The organism is Streptomyces europaeiscabiei (assembly GCF_001550375.1).
Lineage (GTDB): Bacteria > Actinomycetota > Actinomycetes > Streptomycetales > Streptomycetaceae > Streptomyces > Streptomyces europaeiscabiei.
The window spans coordinates 1-19065 of sequence record NZ_LRTR01000114.1; the positions used below are offsets into that span (position 1 = coordinate 1).

At 71.1% G+C, this 19065-nt stretch carries 16 protein-coding genes and 1 riboswitch; of the genes, 5 read left to right on the plus strand and 11 right to left on the minus strand.

Translation table 11 applies throughout. The annotated features are described in order from the left end of the window. Window positions 1–462: sulfurtransferase (locus AWZ10_RS05015; RefSeq protein ID WP_167365917.1), on the minus strand; the 462-nt coding region annotated here is incomplete at its 3' end. 323 nt (window positions 463–785) lie between these two features. On the opposite strand from AWZ10_RS05015, the gene AWZ10_RS05020 reads away from it, so the two are divergent. Beyond that, on the plus strand, window positions 786–1580 hold the full coding sequence (locus AWZ10_RS05020; protein WP_060890545.1) for a VOC family protein: 795 nt from the start codon (window positions 786–788) through the stop codon (window positions 1578–1580). An 82-nt stretch (window positions 1581–1662) separates the two neighbouring features. On the opposite strand, the gene AWZ10_RS05025 is transcribed toward AWZ10_RS05020, so the two are convergent. The 4 genes from AWZ10_RS05025 to AWZ10_RS05040 form a co-directional block, all read right to left on the minus strand. Further along, complete coding sequence (locus AWZ10_RS05025) at window positions 1663–2310, minus strand: thymidine kinase (protein ID WP_046708447.1); 648 nt, start codon at window positions 2308–2310, stop codon at window positions 1663–1665. Between the two features lie 90 nt (window positions 2311–2400). Next, window positions 2401–3588 (minus strand): alkaline phosphatase family protein, encoded by a 1188-nt coding sequence (locus tag AWZ10_RS05030; RefSeq protein WP_046705858.1) that lies wholly within the window; start codon window positions 3586–3588, stop codon window positions 2401–2403. After that, complete coding sequence (locus tag AWZ10_RS05035) at window positions 3588–4175, minus strand: DUF5998 family protein (RefSeq protein WP_013000227.1); 588 nt, start codon at window positions 4173–4175, stop codon at window positions 3588–3590. Before AWZ10_RS05035 ends, AWZ10_RS05030 begins: the two co-directional genes overlap by 1 nt. A 141-nt stretch (window positions 4176–4316) precedes the next feature. Beyond that, window positions 4317–7193, minus strand: a complete 2877-nt coding sequence (locus AWZ10_RS05040) for a bifunctional acetate--CoA ligase family protein/GNAT family N-acetyltransferase (protein WP_046705857.1) — start codon at window positions 7191–7193, stop codon at window positions 4317–4319. Between the two features lie 190 nt (window positions 7194–7383). On the opposite strand from AWZ10_RS05040, the gene AWZ10_RS05045 reads away from it, so the two are divergent. Beyond that, the gene (locus AWZ10_RS05045; protein ID WP_037700813.1) at window positions 7384–7665 is read left to right on the plus strand and encodes an HPr family phosphocarrier protein; all 282 of its coding nucleotides are present in this window, start codon (window positions 7384–7386) and stop codon (window positions 7663–7665) included. Between the two features lie 171 nt (window positions 7666–7836). On the opposite strand, the gene AWZ10_RS05050 is transcribed toward AWZ10_RS05045, so the two are convergent. From AWZ10_RS05050 to AWZ10_RS05065, 4 genes are all read right to left on the minus strand, one after another. Then, window positions 7837–8541, minus strand: coding sequence for a GntR family transcriptional regulator (locus AWZ10_RS05050; RefSeq protein WP_037700816.1), 705 nt, complete (start codon window positions 8539–8541; stop codon window positions 7837–7839). 202 nt (window positions 8542–8743) lie between these two features. Next, window positions 8744–9532 carry a M23 family metallopeptidase gene (locus AWZ10_RS05055; protein WP_046705856.1) on the minus strand — a complete coding sequence of 263 codons (789 nt, stop codon included), beginning with the start codon at window positions 9530–9532 and terminating at the stop codon, window positions 8744–8746. Between the two features lie 12 nt (window positions 9533–9544). Further along, window positions 9545–9715: riboswitch (cyclic di-AMP (ydaO/yuaA leader) on the minus strand. Between the two features lie 203 nt (window positions 9716–9918). Beyond that, window positions 9919–11307 (minus strand): M16 family metallopeptidase, encoded by a 1389-nt coding sequence (locus AWZ10_RS05060; protein WP_060890546.1) that lies wholly within the window; start codon window positions 11305–11307, stop codon window positions 9919–9921. Next, window positions 11304–12680, minus strand: coding sequence for a M16 family metallopeptidase (locus AWZ10_RS05065; protein WP_173531545.1), 1377 nt, complete (start codon window positions 12678–12680; stop codon window positions 11304–11306). Before AWZ10_RS05065 ends, AWZ10_RS05060 begins: the two co-directional genes overlap by 4 nt. Window positions 12681–13051: 371 nt before the next feature. Here AWZ10_RS05065 and AWZ10_RS05070 point away from each other — a divergent pair, with 371 nt between their 5' ends. Beyond that, window positions 13052–15508: a DNA gyrase/topoisomerase IV subunit A gene (locus AWZ10_RS05070; protein ID WP_046705854.1), complete on the plus strand. Its 2457-nt coding sequence runs from the start codon at window positions 13052–13054 to the stop codon at window positions 15506–15508. Between the two features lie 33 nt (window positions 15509–15541). On the opposite strand, the gene AWZ10_RS05075 is transcribed toward AWZ10_RS05070, so the two are convergent. Beyond that, entirely contained in the window at window positions 15542–16654 is a 1113-nt protein-coding gene (locus AWZ10_RS05075; protein ID WP_234361039.1) for a CobW family GTP-binding protein, read from the minus strand. A 422-nt stretch (window positions 16655–17076) separates the two neighbouring features. Here AWZ10_RS05075 and AWZ10_RS05080 point away from each other — a divergent pair, with 422 nt between their 5' ends. Both AWZ10_RS05080 and AWZ10_RS05085 read left to right on the plus strand, forming a co-directional pair. Next, window positions 17077–17622 carry a DUF6082 family protein gene (locus tag AWZ10_RS05080; RefSeq protein ID WP_046705852.1) on the plus strand — a complete coding sequence of 182 codons (546 nt, stop codon included), beginning with the start codon at window positions 17077–17079 and terminating at the stop codon, window positions 17620–17622. A 147-nt stretch (window positions 17623–17769) separates the two neighbouring features. Then, window positions 17770–18006 (plus strand): hypothetical protein, encoded by a 237-nt coding sequence (locus tag AWZ10_RS05085; protein ID WP_060890547.1) that lies wholly within the window; start codon window positions 17770–17772, stop codon window positions 18004–18006. A 206-nt stretch (window positions 18007–18212) separates the two neighbouring features. Here the strand turns inward: AWZ10_RS05085 and AWZ10_RS05090 are convergent. Then, window positions 18213–19065: citrate/2-methylcitrate synthase (locus AWZ10_RS05090; RefSeq protein WP_060890548.1), on the minus strand; the 853-nt coding region annotated here is incomplete at its 5' end.

Here is a 19065-nt window from a genome sequence, read left to right on the forward strand (position 1 = left end):
GCCGTCCGCGTCGAGCAGCGGCAGCGCGCCGGGGGCGGGCTCGAAGGTACCGGGCGCGGGCTCCGCGATCTCCGCCGTCAGCGGGCCCTCCCAGGCAGCCAGACCGCCGTCCAGGACCCGTACCGAGGGGTGGCCCGCCCAGCCGAGCAGCCACCACGCCCGCGCGGCCGCCCAGTTGAGCCCGCCGTCGTACACGACGACGGCACGGTCGGCACGGACTCCGGCCGACCGCATCGCCGTACCGAAGGCGCCGATGTCGGGCAGCGGGTGGCGGCCGCCGGAGCCCGCCGGACCGGCGAGTTCGACGTCCAGGTCGACGAAGACGGCTCCCGGGATGTGCGCCTTCTCGTACTCGGGGCGCAGGTTGGGGCCGCCCAACTGCCAGCGGACGTCCAGGAGGACCGGCGGGTGGGCTCCCGCCAGCTCGTTCGCGAGGTCGGAGGCGGAGATGATGGCGTTCATGGCCCCATCCTCGCGTATGGGGTGGCCGCGTCGCCCGGGTCCGGCTACTCTGCCCGCCGGGCGGTGCCGATCACGAGGCGTACCGGCTCGGGCACATGCCGTACGGCCGATGGACACCGCCCGGCAGTGATACGGAAAGCGGCCGGTAGCGGCGAGCCGGGCATCCTCGCGTACGGACGCGTCGCGCCGGCGGTGCGGCGCGGGCCCGTGGCACTACGGGTGGTGCGAGCATCGGCACGGGGCGTGATCGCACGCGGACGCGGTACACGCGTACGGAGGGCGGACGGACACGGCCGCCGCGAGGGGCCGAGGAGAGAGTGACGATGACCGAGGCACGGGGGTCGACCGGGCTGAACGGTACGGCGTATCCACCCGGCACACCCTGCTGGGTGAGCCTGATGGTGCACGGGATGACCACGACCCAGGATTTCTACGGGGCGCTGTTCGGCTGGGAGTTCCAGCCCGGCCCCCAGCAGCTCGGCCCGTACGTGCGGGCACTGCTCGACGGGCACCAGGTGGCGGGCATCGGCCAGTTGCCGCCCGACCGCCATCTCCCCATCGCCTGGACGCCGTACTTCGCCTCGGACGACGCGGACCGGACGGCGGAGACCGTACGGCACTGCGGCGGCACCGTAGGCGTCGGCCCGCTGGACGCCGGCGAGGCGGGCCGTCTGGCGATCGCCTCCGACCCGTCGGGCGCCGTCTTCGGTATCTGGCAGGCGGCGGAGCACCTCGGCGCGGACATCACCGGCGTCCCCGGCACCCCGGCGTGGGACGAACTCCTCACCGTCGACAGCTCGCTCGTGGCCAAGTTCTACGAGACGGCCTTCGGCTACGAGGAGGAGCCCGTGGTCTCCGCCGACCACGACTACGTCACCCTCCGCATCGGGGGCCGCCCCGTCGCCGGCATCCACGGCGTCGGCAGCGCGCTCCCCCGCGACCGGGGCCCCCACTGGCTGACCTACTTCGAGGTGACCGACCCCGACGAGGCCGCCAACCGTGTCATCGAACTCGGCGGGCATGTCCTCCAGCCCACCCACGACACGCCGCACGGCCCCGTGGCCACCCTCGCCGATCCGGAGGGCGCGACGTTCGCGGTGGTGCACACGGAACGCTGAGCCGCCGGCTCGGCCCGTCGCACGGTCGGGTGATCTCAGGTGACCCGGTGCGCTCGGGTGACCCTGGGAACGGTCGTTCCGGTCAGACCGCCTCGACCGGCAGGACGTCCGGGGAGAGGGCGCTCGCGTGGGCCGTGGCCGCTGTCGTACGGCGGCGGTGGTGACGGCGGCAGAGGACCTCGTAGCCGATGTCGTCGGGCTGGTTGACGTCGCCGACGACGACCTGGGCCCCCTCGACGACCATCTGACCGCCTATGGTGCGGGCGTTGTGCGTGGCGCGGGCGCCGCACCAGCAGAGGGCCTCCACCTGGAGGACCTCGACGCGGTCGGCCAGCTCGACCAGGCGCTGGGAGCCGGGGAAGAGCTTGGAGCGGAAGTCGGTCGTGATGCCGAAGGCGTAGACGTCGAGACCCAGGTCGTCCACGACGCGGGCGAGTTGGTCGATCTGCTCGGGGGCGAGGAACTGGGCCTCGTCGGCGATCACATAGTCCGCGCGGCGGCCCTGGGAGAGGTGGTCGACGAGGTACGCGTACAGGTCCTGGCCGTCCTCGACCTCCACGGCGTCGGTGACCAGGCCGAGCCGCGACGACAGTTTGCCCTCGCCCGCGCGGTCGTCACGCGTGAAAATCATGCCCTGGAGGCCGCGCGCCGAACGGTTGTGCTCTATCTGGAGGGCCAGCGTCGACTTCCCGCAGTCCATGGTTCCGGAGAAGAACACCAGCTCGGGCATGGTGAGTTGAGCACCTTTCGGCATGGAGGGCGAGGGGGCGACGGGGCTGTCAGGACGGCGAGGGGGGCAGGCGGGCAGGCGGGCAGGGCTTCAGGAGCGTACTTCGAGCAGCGGGACCAGCTGTTCCGCGGGGGTCATCGAACCGTGGTTGCCGACCATCGCCGACTCCTTGGGCTCCCGCTCGGAGGCGATGATCAGGACGTCGTCGCACGCGGCCGCGACCACGTCGCCGATGCGGGCGTACACACGCTCGTCGACGTGCGGTCCGAACCAGCCCGCCTCGATCGCCTCATCGCGCGAGGCGATCCAGAACTGCTCGCCCAGCACCTCGCGCCAGCAGGTCAGGACGTCCGACTGGGCGCCCGGAACGGCGTACACATGGCGCGCGCGGCCCTCCCCACCCAGCAGGGCGACCCCGGCGCGCAGCTCCCAGTCCTCGTCGAAGTCGATGCGGTGCTGCTCGTCGAACGGGATGTCGATCATGCCGTGGTCGGCGGTGACGTACAGCGCGGTGCGCGGCGGCAGTTGCTCCGCCAGGCGCTGGACCAGCCGGTCGACGTGCATGAGCTGGCCGCGCCAGGCATCCGAGTCGACACCGAAGCGGTGCCCCGCACCGTCCAGCTCGGAGTAGTACGTGTAGATCAACGCGCGGTCCCCGGCGGCCAGTTGTGCGGCGGCCACGTCCATGCGGTCCTCGCCGGCGAGGCGGCCGTGGAAGGTGCCGCCGCTCAGCGCGATCTGGGTGAGGGGGGTGTTCTGGAAGACCGGGGAGGTGACCTGGGCGGTGTGCACACCCGCCTTGTCGGCGAGCTGGAAGATCGTGGGGTACGGCTGCCACACGCGCGGTGACGTCCACGGCTGCCAGCGGAGCTGGTTCATCAGCTCCTCGGTCTCCGGGTTGCGGACCGTGTAGCCGGGCAGTCCGTGCGCGCCCGGGGGCAGGCCGGTGCCCACGGAGGCGAGGGAGGTCGCCGTGGTGGCGGGGTAGCCGGCGGTGATGGGGCGGCCGGTGCCGCCGCGTGAGGACGCCAGCAGCGCGGTCAGGTAGGGCGCCTCGTCCGGGTGCGCCTTCAGCTGCTCCCAGCCCAGGCCGTCGACCAGGAACACGCAGGCCCGGTCGGCCGCCGTCAGTTCCGGTATCGACGCGGTCGTCCCGGGGACCCCCATGCCCGCCGCGAGGGTGGGCAGGAGGTCGGCGAGCGAGCCGACGCCGTACTCGGGGACGGGGGCGGAGCCGACGGCGAGGGGTTCCGGGTCGTCCCAGGTGGGCAGCGCCATCAGCGGGCGGTGTCCGCGGTCGCCTCGGAGAGGGACTGCGCGAAGGCGAGGGCCTGGCGCACGGTCTCCGGGCCGTCCCCGGCCTCGCTGACCCGCAGGCTGAGGTCGTCCGCCGTCGAGCTGCCCGTGTACCCGTGGTCCGCCTCGCAGTTGGGGTCGCCGCAGGCGGCGGGCTCCAGGTCGATGCGGGAGACGGCGCCCCAGCCGATGGTCAGGACGACCTCGCGGGGCAGGGTGCCCGGCGTGTACGACTCCGGGTTGGCGACGACACGGCTGAGCACGACCGACGAGATCCGGCCGATCTTCACCGACTCGGTCGACGTCGTGGCGTACGGCGTCGGCGAGGTGGTGTCCGCGGCCTGCTCGTCGGTGTGGCTCACGATGAAGCGGTTGCCCGTGAGGACGAGGACGGTGACGTGGCGCCGCACCTCGTTCGCGTCGAACGTCGTCTCCTGGTGGACCAGGTACGACTTGATGGCCTCGCCGCCGACAGCGGCCTCCACCGCCTCGGCCACGAGGGCCGGGTAGTAGCCGCTGCGCTCGATCGCCGCACGCAGCCCCTGGGTCGTCGTACTGGTCTTGGCCATGACGTCCATCCTACGGTGGCGCACTGACTGCGAGGGACCGCTCTGCCGTCTCTGTTCTGTCGTGGACGGATCAATGCGCGGGGCCGTGCGCCGTCCGTGAGGGGCCCGCGCGCCGTCGCCGGCAAGCCGAGAACGCCGCCCTCAGTACACGGGAAGCGTCCTCGGGCCGAGGTCGTCACGCAGGGGCGGGCGGGCGAGCCGGACGGTGGCGCCCAGGACACTCAGGCCGTGCGACGCGACGACGACGGGTTCCAGGGAGACCGCCACGACCTCGGGATGATCGTCGACCAGCCGGGAGACCCGCAGCAGCAGCTCCTCCAGCGCGTCCGTGTCGACGGGGGCGGAGCCCCGCCAGCCGAAGAGGAGGGGTGCCGTCCGGATCGACCGGACCAGCGAGGCCGCGTCCCGCTCGGTGGCCGGAATCAGGCGGTGCGCCATGTCGCCGAGCAGCTGCGACGCGGGCCCGGCGAGCCCGAACGAGAGCACGGCTCCGGCCGCCGGGTCCACCACCGACCGTACGATCGTGTCGACCCCGCGCGGGGCCATGCCCTGCACGACCGGACGCAGCTCCTCGGGCCTCCCGAACAGCTCCGTCAACTCCGCGTACGCCCGCCGCAGTTGCTCCTCGTCCGCCAGGTCGAGCCGCACACCGCCCAGGTCGGCCCGGTGCCGCAGGTGCGGGGCGGTCGTCTTGAGCGCGACGGGGTAACCGATGTCCTCCGCCGCCCGCGCCGCCTCCTCGGGCGTGGGGGCGGGCCGCGCCTGCCGTAGGCGGATGCCGTACCGCGCGAGCAGCGCGCCCGTCTCCTCCGCGCCGAGCGTGAGCCGCTCGCCACCGGCCAGCGACGTGTCGATCTGCTCGGCCGCGCCCTTCTCGTCGATGTCCTCGTACGCGGGCACCCGCCCCGGGTCCGCCGCCTCCCGCCGCCACTGGGCGTGGTTCACGGCCTCGGAGAGCGCGCGGGCGGCCCGCTCGGCGGCGGGGTAGGCGGGGATGAGGTGCTCCTCGGCGGCGGGTTCCGGCTGCTCCCGCACCTCGCTGGGCAGTCCTTCCGCGGGGCGACGCGGATCCCCCGGCTCGGGCGAAGCCGGGAGCAGGGGAAGCCGGGCACCGCCCGCGGCGCCGAGGTCCTTCTCGCCGACCCGTGGTGCGGTGCTCGCCGCAGCCGACAACGCCTCCGCCAGCCCACCCAGCTCGACGTGCACGACGAGCACCGGCTTCGACGGGTTCGCGGCCACCGCCGACCGCAGCGCCTCGGCCAGGGCCGCGTCCCTGGGCGATGTCTCCCCGAGCGCCGGTATCGCCGTCACCACCACCGCGTCGCACGAGTCGTCGGCCAGCGCCCGCGACAACGCCGCGTGGAAGTCCCGCGCCGAGGCCCCGGTCGTCAGGTCCAGCGGGGGCAGCGGCCGCAGCCCCTCGGAGAGACAGGCGTCGTACGTGAGCATCCCCAGCGACTCGGAGTTGCCCAGGATCGCCACCCGCGGCCCCGCCGGCAGCGGCTGCCGGGCCAGGAGCAGTCCCGCGTCGACCAGTTCCGTGATCGTGTCGACCCGGATCACCCCGGCCTGCCGCAGCAGCGCGGACACGGTGGTGTGGGGCAGCATGGTGGCGCGTACGGCATGCCCCTGGGGCGCGGAACCGTGGCGCGCCCCCTGCACCACCACGAGCGGCTTGACCGCCGCCGTGCGCCGGGCGAGGCGGGTGAACTTGCGCGGGTTGCCGATGGACTCCAGATACATGAGGACGACATCGGTGTCCGGGTCCTCGTACCAGTACTGGAGGACGTCGTTCCCGGACACGTCCGCACGGTTGCCGGACGACACGAAGGTGGAGACGCCCGTGACGCCGGTGACCCCTCCCCCGCGCCGGTGCAGCCGGGACAGCAGCGCGATCCCGATGGCGCCGGACTGGGCGAAGAGGCCGATACGACCGGAGCGCGGTGTCTGGGGAGCGAGCGAGGCGTTGAGCCGTACGTCGGGAGCGGTGTTGATGATCCCGAAGGCGTTCGGCCCGATGATGCGCATGCCGTACGTGCGCGCCTGGCGCACCAGTTCGCGCTGGCGCTCGCGCCCCTGGGGACCGCTCTCGGCGTACCCGGCGGAGACGACCACGAGCCCCTGCACGCCGTGCGCTCCGCACTCGGCGACGACCTCGGGGACGTGGGCGGCGGGAACGGCGACGACCGCGAGGTCGACGGGCCCCTCGATGGCGGTGACCGACCGGTGTGCGGGCACCCCGCCGAGTTCCTTCTCGTCGTCCCGGAGGGCCTTGTTCACCGCGTACAGCCGCCCGGTGAAACCCGCGTCCAGCAGGTTGGCGAGGACACTGCGGCCCACTCCGCCCGGCGTGCGCCCGGCGCCGATGACGGCGACCGAGCCGGGGGCGAGCAGCCGCTGGACGGATCTGGCCTCGGCCCGCTGCTCCCGTGCGCGCTGCACGGCGAGGGAGCGGTCGGTGGGCTCCAGGTCGAACTCCAGGCGGACGACACCGTCCTCGAAGCTGCGCTTCTGCTGATACCCGGCGTCGGTGAACACCTTGATCATCTTGCTGTTGGCCGGGAGCACCTCGGCGGCGAAGCGCCTGATGTCGCGTTCGCGGGCGACGGCGGCGATGTGTTCGAGGAGGGCGGAGGCGACACCGCGGCCCTGGTGGGCGTCCTGCACGAGGAAGGCGACCTCGGCCTCGTCGGCGGGGGCGGACGCGGCCATCCCGTCGGCGCCGATGCGGTCGTAGCGTACGGTGGCGATGAACTCACCGCCCACCGTGGCGGCGAGCCCCACCCGGTCCACGAAGTCGTGGTGCGTGAAGCGGTGGACGTCCTTGGCGGACAGGCGAGGGTAGGGCGCGAAGAAGCGGTAGTACTTCGACTCGTCCGAGACCTGCTCGTAGAAGCTGACGAGACGCTCGGCGTCATCAACGGTGATGGGCCTGATGCGTGCGGTGCCGCCGTCGCGCAGCACCACGTCGGCCTCCCAGTGGGCGGGGTACTCGTGCCGGTCCGACGAGGTCTGCATGGGCCCCAGAGTACGGCTCGCGTACGGCAACGGCGCGGGGCAGTCTGGGGACGCACAACACGAGCGCGACAGCCGGTTCGCGGTCAGGCCGTGGGCCCGTTCCGGTGCGTCGCACGATATGGGAAACTGGTCTAGACAACATGGTCTAGACCTCTCTGAACCACCCGAGACACCTGAAGGGCAGCATCACATGGCTGAGCGCCGCGTCAACGTCGGCTGGGCCGAGGGCCTCCACGCCCGCCCCGCATCCATCTTCGTCCGGGCCACCACGGCCTCCGGTATCCCCGTGACGATCGCCAAGGCCGACGGGAACCCCGTCAACGCGGCCTCCATGCTGGCGGTCCTGGGCCTCGGCGCCCAGGGCGGCGAGGAGATCGTGCTCGCCTCCGACGCCGAGGGCGCGGACGTCGCCCTCGACCGGCTGGCGAAGCTCGTGGCCGAGGGACTCGAAGAACTCCCCGAGACGGTCTGAGCGGCCGGGCAGGCCGAACGGAAAAGGCCTGAAAGGCCACCCGCACACACACCGAAGGGCTCGTCCGATTTATCGGGCGGGCCCTTCGTATTATTCGTCCCGTTTGACGCCCCGCGGGCAGCATAAAGAATGCCCCACGGAATTCCCGCCTCTTTGTATACGGCTCCCGTGTTAATGCCGCAGGCTCGGCGTGTTTACGGGGTGTTGCGAAGTCCTCACACGGTCCGGGCGCTCGGCCCCGCCGGCCCCGCCCGGAAATCGGAGCCGGTGCGCGGCGGTGGCGCGCTCGGTGTGCAGGGACGTGATGGTGCGGGCCCGGTCGCTGTCGCCGCGCGCGACGGCGTCCACGATGCCGCCGTGCTCCGCCCAGGACTCCACGGGGTTGGCGGGTGCCTCGACCGCGTACATCCAGGCGATCTTGTGCCGCAGCTGGGCGAGTGTCGACGTCAGGGCAGGGCTGCCGGACGCCTGTGCGAGCGTCTCGTGGAACCAGCCGCCCAGGGAGCGCAGATCCTCGCTGGTGCCCCTCCTGGCCCGCTCCTGGCCCAGTCTGACCAGGCCGCGCAACACCTTGAGGTGCGCCTCCGTGCGGCGCTGGGCGGCACGGGCGGCACCCAGCGGCTCCAGCAGCATGCGCATCTCCAGCAGGTCGGCGGCCTCCTGCTCGGTCGGCTCGGCGACGCACGCGCCCGCGTGCCTGCGGGTCACCACGAAGCCTTCGGCCTCCAGCGTGCGCAGCGCCTCGCGCACGGGGACCCGGCTGACGCCGTACCGGCGGGCGAGCAGTTCCTCGGTGAGACGGCTGCCGCGCTCGTAGACACCCGCGACGATGTCATCACGGATCGCCGTGCATACCGAGTGCGCCGGAATACGCATACCGATCTCCGCCTTAATCCCCGTGAAACGTCGATGATTGACGTGTGTTCCAGCGACTCTATTGCAGCGGACCGGAATTTCCGATGGCAGGCCGGAATCCAGGGATATTTTTTGGACAGGAGGTACGGGACAGGAGGTACGTCACAACGCGAAAAGCCCCGGCTCGTGAGCCGGGGCCTTCGGGGAAGCGTTGCGCGCTGCGTCAGACGTTCACGCCGTGCGAGCGCAGGTAGGCGACGGGGTCGACGTCCGAGCCGTACTCGGCCGTCGTCCGGGCCTCGAAGTGCAGATGCGGGCCGGTGACGTTGCCGGTCGCCCCGGAGAGGCCGATCTGCTGGCCGGGGGTGACCGTCTGGCCGACGGAGACGCCGATGGACGACAGGTGGCCGTACTGGGTGTACGTGCCGTCGGTCATCTTGATGACGATGTTGTTGCCGTACGCGCCACCCCAGCCCGCCTCCACGACGGTGCCGGAGCCGACCGCCAGGACGGCCGTGCCGGTGGCGGCATGGAAGTCGACGCCGGTGTGGCTGCCGGAGGACCAGACGGCGCCGCCGGCCTTGTAGCCGGTGGAGATGTACGAGCCGCTGATGGGGGAGACATAGGTGTTGAGGCGCTCGCGCTCGGCAGCGCGGGCGGCACGGACCTTGATCTCCTCGCGCTCCTTGGCGGCGGCACGTTCCTGCTCGGCCTTCTCGGCGGCGGCCTTCCTGGCCTCCTCCTGCGCCTTCTTCTTCACCGCGGCCACCTCGGCGGCCTGCTGCTGGGCAGCGGCCTGGGCGTCCACCTGGTCGGCGACCGTGTCGCCGAGGACGATGATCTGGTTCAGGCCGGTCTGCTCGACTGCGGGCTCCTCCGCGGCGAGCGCGGGAGCGGCCAGGGTGCCGATGACACCGGTGGTGGTGAGAGCGGCGACGCCCACGTTCCTCGTGGTCGTGCGCTGAACACGGCCGGGGCGGCGGTGCCTCCCGGGGGCGCGGGTGAACGCCATGAAGTGGCTGGTCCTTTCCTTCCCTCTCGCCTACCGGGTTAGCTGACGGGTTCGGAGCAGGAAGGTCTCCTACGGCCACCCCTCGTTTCGCGTCGCTCGCGAAGGGCACCCGATTCACCCCAGGGACTGTGGGTCCCCGGCTCCCCTGGCTCGCGCCATGCGGGGACTCGGCGATGACTGTCCGGTGCCGCGGCTGCGGCGAACTTCTGACGAACAGCCGGACCGACGCTAAGTGCGCCGTCTTCGAAATAACAAACGGATCACAGGATTTGTTAAGTACGCCACAGGTCAGACACGCAGCCTCCGCCATCAATACGGACAAACATGGGCCCTGGTGACTCTTCAGTCACCAGGGCCCCACAGGCGTGTGTCCTTCCGTCCGGTTTCTACTCGGCCGGTACGACGGTGACTTCACCGATTCCGAGGGCCCTGACCGGCTCCTCGATCTGCGCGGCGTCGCCGACGAGGACGGTCACCAGACGGTCCACCGGGAAGGCGCTCACGACGGCCGCGGTGGCCTCCACCGTGCCGGTGGCGGCGAGTTGGCGGTACAGCGTCGACTGGTAGTCGTCAGGCAGGTGCTGCTCGACCTGGTCGGCCAGCGTGTTCGCCACGGCCGCGGCCGTCTCGAACTTGAGGGGGGCGACCCCGACGAGGTTCTGCACGGCGACATCTCGCTCGGCGTCGGTCAGCCCCTCGGCGGCGAGGGTGCGCAGCACCGTCCACAGGTCGTCGAGCGCCGGACCGGTGTTGGGTGTGTCGACGGAGCCGCTGATGGCGAGCATCGCCGTGCCCGAGCCGTCGGGCGCGGAACGCAGCACCTGGCCGAACGCGCGCACCCCGTAGGTGTAGCCCTTCTCCTCGCGCAGGACACGGTCCAGGCGGGAGGTGAGGGTGCCGCCGAGGCAGTAGGTGCCGAGCACCTGGGCCGGCCACACACGGTCGTGCCGGTCGGCGCCCACCCGGCCGATGAGCAACTGGGTCTGCACGGAGCCGGGACGGTCCACGATGATCACACGCCCGGTGTCGTCGGCGCTCACCGACGGCACGGTGCGCGGCTTGGCCGCGGAGCCGGTCCAGGCGCCCAGGGTCTCGCCGAGCAGCGTGTCGAGGTCGACCCCGGCGAGGTCGCCGACGACCACGGCGGTGGCCGTCGCGGGGCGCACGTGCCGCTCGTAGAAGGCACGTACGGCCGCGGAGTCGATGCCCTCGACGGTCTCCTCGGTGCCCTGGCGGGGCCGCGACATGCGGGACGTGGCCGGGAACAGCTCCCTGTAGAGCTCCTTGGCGGCCCGGCGGCCCGGGTTGGCGGTCTCGTGCGGGATCTCGTCGAGCCGGTTGGCCACCAGCCGCTCGATCTCGCTGTCCTCGAACGCGGGTGCCCGCAGCGCGTCGGCGAGCAGCCCCAGGCCCTTCTCCAGCCGCGACACGGGCACTTCGAGGGACAGACGTACGCAGGGGTGGTCGGCGTGCGAGTCGAGGGTGGCGCCGCAGCGCTCCAGCTCGGCGGCGAACTCCTCGGCCGTGTGCTTGTCGGTGCCCTCGGAGAACGCCCTGGTCATGATGGTGGCGACGCCGTCCAGGCCGGTCGGCTCGGCGTCCAGGGGCGCGTCGAGGATGACCTCCACGGCGACGACCTGCTGGCCGGGGCGGTGGCAGTGCAGCACGGTCAGACCGTTGTCCAGGGTGCCGCGCTCGGGCGCCGGGAACGCCCAGGGCCTGGCGTCGCCGGCCTGGGGCTGCGGGTGGAAGTCCATGGTCGCGAGCTCGGTCACTTCGCCGACTCCTCGTTCTCGTCGGTGGTTTCGACGGCCTCCGCCTCGGCGGCCTCCTCTTCGGCGCCCTCTTCGCCGGCGACGGGCTCGTACACGAGTACCGCGCGGTTGTCGGGCCTCAGGCGCGCCTTGGCGATCTCCTGGACCTCGTCGGCCGTCACTTCGAGGACACGGTCGACGGCGGTGAGGGCGAGCTTCGGGTCGCCGAACAAGACCGCGTACCGGCACAGTTCGTCGGCGCGGCCCGAGACCGTGCCGAGCCGGTCCAGCCACTCGCGCTCCAACTGGGCCTGGGCGCGCTCCATCTCCTCCGCCGTGGGCCCCTCCGCGGCGAACCGGGCGAGCTCCTCGTCGACGGCGGCCTCGATGACGGGCACCTCGACGTCACCGGAGGTCTTCACGTCCATCCACGCCATGGAGGGCGCGCCGGCCAGCCGCAGGAGGCCGAACCCGGCCGTGACGGCCGTACGGTCACGGCGGACGAGCCGGTTGTAGAGGCGGGACGACTCGCCGCCGCCGAGGATCGTGAGCGCCAGGTCGGCCGCGTCGCACGCGCGCGTGCCGTCCTCCGGCAGCCGGTAGGCGGCCATCAACGCGCGCGCGGGCACGTTCTCCTCGACGACCTCGCGCTGCTGCTCGCCCATGACGTCGGGCAGCGCGCCGCTGCGCGGCTCGGGCTTGCCGTCGTACGAGGGGATGGAGCCGAAGTACTTCTCCACCCACGCGAGTGTCCGGTCCGGGTCGATGTCGCCGACGATCGACAGGACGGCGTTGTTGGGCGCGTAGTACGTCCGGAAGAACTGCTGGGCGTCCTCCAGGCTGGCCGCCTCCAGGTCGTCCATCGAGCCGATCGGCGTGTGCCGGTAGGGGTGGCCCTCGGGGTGGGCCAGGCGGAAGATCTTCTCGAAGGCCGTGCCGTAGGGCACGTTGTCGTACCGCTGGCGGCGCTCGTTCTTGACGACCGCCCGCTGGTTGTCCAGGTTCTTCTGGTCGAGCGCGAGGAGCAGGCTGCCCATGCGGTCGGCCTCCAGCCACAGCGCGAGCTCCAGCTGGTGGGTGGGCATGGTCTCGAAGTAGTTGGTGCGCTCCCAGCTGGTGGTGCCGTTCAGCGAACCGCCCGCGCCCTGGACCAGCTCGAAGTGACCGTTGTCCTTCACCTGTCCCGAGCCCTGGAACATCAGGTGCTCGAAGAGGTGGGCGAGGCCCGTACGACCCTCGACCTCGTGGCGCGAACCGACGTCGTACCAGAGGCACACCGCGGCGACCGGGGTCAGGTGGTCCTCGGAGAGCACCACGCGCAGGCCGTTGTCCAGGCGGTGCTCCCTCACTGTCAGGCCTTCGGAGCCGGCCTCGGCTGTGGCCGTGTGACCCATGGGCGGTACGTCCCTTCGATCGCTGTGCTGTGTGCGCGGGATCCGTCGTGGAACCGTCGCGGAAACCGCTGTTCTCCTGCCGGTCCTGCCACTGTATGCAAGCGCGTGGACCCCTGGAGAAGTTCCCGGGCGTCGTACGCCGAGAGCGAGATGGGGGTTGCGGCCGGCGGTCACTGGTTAAAGTCGGCGCACGCTGTTGACGCGGCGGCTCGGGAGGCCGCGACCAGCGGTCGGTGCCGGGTCGTGTCGGGGTTGTCGGTGCGGCAGTCCACAATGGTGCGCGTCAGATCCCGTTCACGTCTCGGTGAAGTGAACCGGAGACGTGAGCGCGCCCCGTAGGTGAGCGACCAGAAAAAGAGGAGCCGGCAGCGATGGCCCGCCGCAGCACGAAGACCCCGCCGCCCGACGACGCGTTCGAGGAGCGGATCCTCGACATCGACGTCGTCGACGAGATGCAGGGCTCCTTCCTGGAGTACGCGTACTCGGTCATCTACTCCCGAGCCCTGCCGGACGCCCGTGACGGGCTGAAGCCGGTGCACCGCCGGATCGTCTACCAGATGAACGAGATGGGCCTGCGCCCCGACCGCGGCTATGTGAAGTGCGCCCGTGTCGTCGGCGAGGTCATGGGCAAGTTGCACCCGCACGGCGACTCGTCGATCTACGACGCCCTGGTGCGCCTCGCCCAGCCCTTCTCCATGCGCCTCCCCCTGGTCGACGGCCACGGCAACTTCGGCTCCTTGGGCAACGACGACCCGCCGGCCGCCATGCGGTACACCGAGTGCCGGATGGCCGACGCGACGAGCCTGATGACGGAGTCGATCGAGGAGAACACGGTCGACTTCTCCCCGAACTACGACGGCCAGGAGCAGGAGCCGGTGGCCCTGCCCGCCGCCTTCCCGAACCTGCTGGTCAACGGCGCGTCCGGCATCGCCGTCGGTATGGCCACCAACATGCCGCCGCACAACCTGGGCGAGGTCATCGCGGCCGCCCGCCACCTCATCCGGTATCCGAACGCCGACCTGGACACGCTGATGAAGCACGTCCCGGGCCCCGACCTGCCGACCGGCGGCCGGATCGTCGGCCTCTCCGGGATCAGGGACGCGTACGCGACGGGCCGCGGCACCTTCAAGATCCGCGCCACGGTGACGGTGGACAACGTGACGCCCCGCCGCAAGGGCCTGATCGTCACCGAGCTGCCGTTCACCGTCGGCCCGGAGAAGGTGATCGCCAAGATCAAGGACCTGGTCGGCTCGAAGAAGCTGCAGGGCATCGCCGACGTCAAGGACCTCACCGACCGCGCGCACGGCCTGCGCCTGGTCATCGAGATCAAGAACGGCTTCGTGCCGGAGGCGGTCCTGGAGCAGCTCTACAAACTGACGCCGATGGAGGAGTCCTTCGGCATCAACAACGTGGCCCTGGTCGACGGCCAGCCCCTCACCCTGGGCCTCAAGGAACTCCTGGAGGTCTACCTCGACCACCGCTTCGAGGTCGTCAGGCGCCGCTCGGAGTTCCGCCGCGGCAAGAAGCGCGACCGTCTTCACCTGGTCGAGGGTCTGCTCACCGCGCTGGTCGACATCGACGAGGTCATCCGTCTGATCCGCTCCAGCGACAACTCCGCGCAGGCCAAGGAGCGCCTGATCGAGCGCTTCTCCCTGTCGGACATCCAGACGCAGTACATCCTCGACACCCCGCTGCGCCGCCTCACCAGGTTCGACCGCATCGAGCTGGAGTCCGAGAAGGACAGGCTCAGCGCCGAGATCGCCGAGCTGAGCCGCATCCTGGACTCGGACGCGGAGCTGCGCAAGCTGGTCTCCGGCGAACTGGCCGCGGTGGCCAAGAAGTTCGGCACCGAGCGCCGTACGGTACTGCTGGAGTCCTCGGGCACCCAGGTGGCCGCGGTCCCGCTCCAGGTGGCGGACGACCCGTGCCGGGTACTGCTGTCGTCGACGGGTCTGCTGGCCCGTACGGCGAACGGCGAGCCCTTCGCGGCGGACGAGGACGGCAAGCGCGCCAAGCACGACGTCATCGTCTCGGCGGTCCCGGCGACGGCCCGGGGCGAGGTGGGCGCGGTGACCTCCACCGGCCGCCTGCTGCGCCTGAACGTGGTCGATCTGCCTCAGCTGCCGGACACGTCGGCGGCCCCCAACCTGTCGGGCGGCGCCCCGCTCGCGGAGTTCCTCTCCCTCCAGGACGGCGAGACGGTCATCTGCCTGATGACGCTCGACGAGTCGTCGCCGGGCCTGGCCATCGGCACCGAGCAGGGTGTCGTCAAGCGCGTGGTCCCCGACTACCCGACCAACAAGGAGGAGCTGGAGGTCATCACGCTCAAGGAGGGCGACCGGATCGTCGGCGCCATCGAGCTGCGCACCGGCGAGGAGGACCTGGTCTTCATCACGGACGACGCCCAGTTGCTGCGTTACCAGGCCTCCCACGTCCGCCCGCAGGGCCGCCCGGCCGGCGGTATGACCGGCATCAAGCTCACCGAGGGTGCGAAGGTCCTCTCCTTCTCCGCCATCGACCCGGCCGTCGACGCCGTCGTCTTCACGGTGGCGGGTTCCCGCGGCACCCTCGACGACTCCGTCCAGACCACGGCCAAGCTCACCCCGTTCGACCAGTACCCCCGCAAGGGCCGCGCCACGGGCGGCGTCCGCTGCCAGCGGTTCCTCAAGGGCGAGGACTGCCTCTCCGTCGCCTGGGCGGGCCCCGCACCGGCCCGCGCCGCCCAGAAGAACGGCACCCCGGCCGACCTCCCGGAGATGGACCCGCGCCGCGACGGCTCGGGCGTGTCCCTGGGCAGGACGGTGTCGTCGGTGGCGGGGCCGGTGTGAGCCGAGCCCTTCACGGTTGGTGAGCCGAGGCCCTCACAGGTTGTCGTAGGAGGCCTCGGGCTCCTCGGCCGCCGCCTCCTGGACGTAACGGAGGACGCCCCACATGCCGTGCTCGTCGGCGTGCGGGGCGTCGTTCTCGGCCCTGCACGCCTCCAGCTCCTTGAGCAGGGCGGGGGCGTCGATACCGGCCCCGATGAGCACGAGCTGCGTGAGTCGGCGGTCCTGACCGTTCCCCTCGCACTCCGCCCAGGGCTCGGGACAGAACCTCAGGAACCGCCCGACGGCATGCACGGCGTAGCGATTGCGCGGGTCGTACGGCCCGAAGTCGACGTACCCCTTGATGCGGTAGAGCCCGTCGGCCCTCCCGTCCAGGAACTCCATGAGCCGCCGGGGGTCGAGCGGCACGTCGGAGACGAAGGCGACGCTGTCGTAGCCGGAGTGCAGATGCCCGGTGTGATCGTGCCCGTCCTCCTCGTCGTGCCCGTCCTCCCCGTCATACCCGTCGTGGTCGTGCCGGTGGAGGTCGTCGAAGGAGAGCTGACCGACGCGCTCCTCGGAGGGCCGGCAGTCGAAGAGGAACTCGGGGTCGATGCGCCCGTAGGTGGCGGGCACGACGGCCGCACGGTCACTGAGCGACCGGACGAGCGACAGGACCCGCTCCCCGTCCTGCGCCCGGTCGAGCTTGTTGACGACGACGAGGTCGGCGATGGCGAGATGCCGGTCGATCCCGGGATGCCGCTGCCGGGTCTCCGGGAACTCGGCCGCGTCCACGACTTCGACGAGCCCGCCGTACACCACCCGGGGGTTCTCGCTGGCGAGGACCATCCGCACGAGTTCCTGCGGCTCGGCGAGCCCGCTCGCCTCGATGACGATGACGTCGATCCCGGCGGCGGGCTCGGCGAGCCGTTCCAGATAGACGTCCAGCTCACTGACGTCGACGGCACAGCACAGGCATCCGTTGCCCAGCGACACGGTGGAATCGCCGAGCGCCCCGGCCACCGCCATCGCGTCGATCTCGATCGCCCCGAAGTCATTGACGATGGCACCGATACGGCTGCCACCGCTGCGGTGGAGGAGGTGATTGAGCAGGGTGGTCTTACCGGAACCGAGGAACCCGGCGAGGACGACGACGGGAATCTGCGGCACCCCCTGCGGACCCCGCCCCGGACCCGGCCCCTGACTCGACGACTGGCTCAACACGCGCCCTCTCCCACACCGTTGCGTGCGCCGGCTCACGGCCGACCACCGCACGAGGCCGGCTCATGGACCGGCTCTCACCGGAACGCCGCAGCTCGCGCACGTCCATTGAATGCCGCCCCAGGATACGAGTGGGGGCGAACGCCCCGTGGAGCGAACGATTGTCAGCGGCGCCCGCGGGGCACACGTTGAGCATGGCGCCGGTTCGCGCGACCCGCACATCCCTCCGTGCGCCTCCTCTCCGCCTCCCAGCCGGCCAGCGCCGCTCGGCGACACTGAGAGGCGGCAAGCGCCGCCCACCGCTCGCCGGTCCCCATCCCGTCGCCCCGCACCCGACGGCCGGCGGACGGCCGCCTGAACCGGGGGTTGACATGGCCACACAGAAATTTGGACCACGGGGGTGGAGTGCTGCCGCCATGGCGGGGCTCGCGTTCACGGCCGGGGCGGTCACCGCACTGGTCGCACGACAGCGACGCCTCGAGGAGCTGTGGTTACGCGTCGCCAACGTGGAGCGGCACGAGCGGCAGGCGATGCTCACGGAACAGCAGCGCCTCCAGTTCTATCTCCTCCACCAGGCCATGGAGGATCCCGACCTCGCCGCGGTCTACAGCAACGTGCAGGTGGCTTCGCCGACACAACGCCGCCAGTACCTGTTCGCGAACGCCATGTACACCAACGCTCTGCTGGCCTACCGCGTAGGCATCGTCAACTGGGAGGAGCTGCACGGCCACCTCCGGATGATCTGCCGCAACGCGATCTTTCGCGACTACTGGGAGGCCCACCGTCCGCACCGAGCAAGCCTCAAGAGCGGCTCGGACGAAGCAAGGGTGGGCCAAATGGTGGACGGTTTAATCCAGGATCTGGACGAAGCCGACACGGAGGAGTGGTGGGTGGTGGGTGAACCGCCCACAGAATGACGCAAGTTGACATACCGTCAACCAACACATGCCCTCTTCTGCCCAACTGTCACAGGGGGTAACGATCAAGGGCTAGCCTGTCCCCGCTCCACACATGCATCACTTTCACGTCAGTACTATCGACCGCCCCAAAGGACAGGGATCCCTTTGAAGATCGTGCGCCGCATCGGTGCGTCCCCCCGTGAGCGAGGCAGCCTGTCGGGCGATTCATGCCCCGACATCTTCGAACTGAGCGATGGTGATTTCGCCGTCATCGGATCGGAAGCCACGCTCAAGCTCGACAGTGAGCTTCCTGAGGACGCAGCGCGCGCGGACTACGAACGCATCGTCGTCATCAGCCGGGAAACACTCATTCGCGCCAAGGCCGACATCCCCGACGCTTGACACCCGCCCGCCACGCGACGGGCCCGACCGGGCTCGTTCCCTTGAGACGCCCCGCCGCACGCCATCGATGAGCGCCTCGGGGCTTGGAGCAGCACCATCCCTGTCCTGCTCAGCACACTTCGTGAGGCCCGGCTGCGAGATCGGCACCGGGCCTCACGCATGCGTCATACCTCCACAGGCACCGCCACCGGCGCCCTCGGCCCCACCTATCGGGCCGCCGGACGGATGATCTTGGAGTCCTCGGCCTGTTCGACGATGTCGGCGCTCCAGCCGACGGTGCGGGCTGCCACGAAGGTGGGAGTGAACATCTCGCGGGGCAGGCCGCAGAGCTCCATGACGACGCCCGCATGGAACTCGACGTCGGTGTGCGGGGCGCGACCGGGCTTCAGCTCGGCGAGGATCGACTCGACCTGGCGTTCCACCTGCACCGCGAAGGCGACCCGAGGGCCACCGAACTGCTCCGCGATGTCGCGAAGCATGCGTGAGCGAGGGTCCTCTGTGCGGTAGACGGGGTGACCGAAGCCCATGATGCGGTCACCGGCGTGGACACGTCCACGGATCCAGGTGTCGATGTGATCGGCGGTGCCGATGGCATCGAGGGTGTCCAGGGCGCGGCTCGGAGCACCGCCGTGGAGGGGGCCGGAGAGGGCACCCACGGCGCCCACGAGACGCGCCGCCACGTCCGCGTCCGTCGACGTGATGACCCGAGCCGTGAATGTTGACGCACTGAAGCCATGGCCAATGGTCGAGATCAAGTAGTGCTCGATCGCCCGCGCCCGAAGGGGGTCCGGTTCCGAACCGGTCAACATGTAGAGGTAGTTCGCGGCGTGCGCGAGGTCGTCCCTCGGCTCGATCGGCTCCAGCCCCCGCCCCAGCGGGTACAGCGCCGTGAGCAGGGTCGGCACGACCGCCGACGCGGCCGGCGCGTCCACGCGGCGCCGGTCCGGTTCCAGGTCGTACACCGGCCGGAATCCCTTGGCGGCACCGAACAGCGACAGGGCGGAACGCAGGCCGGACAGCGGGCCGGAGCGCGCGCTCGCCGCCGAGATCGCGGGCTCG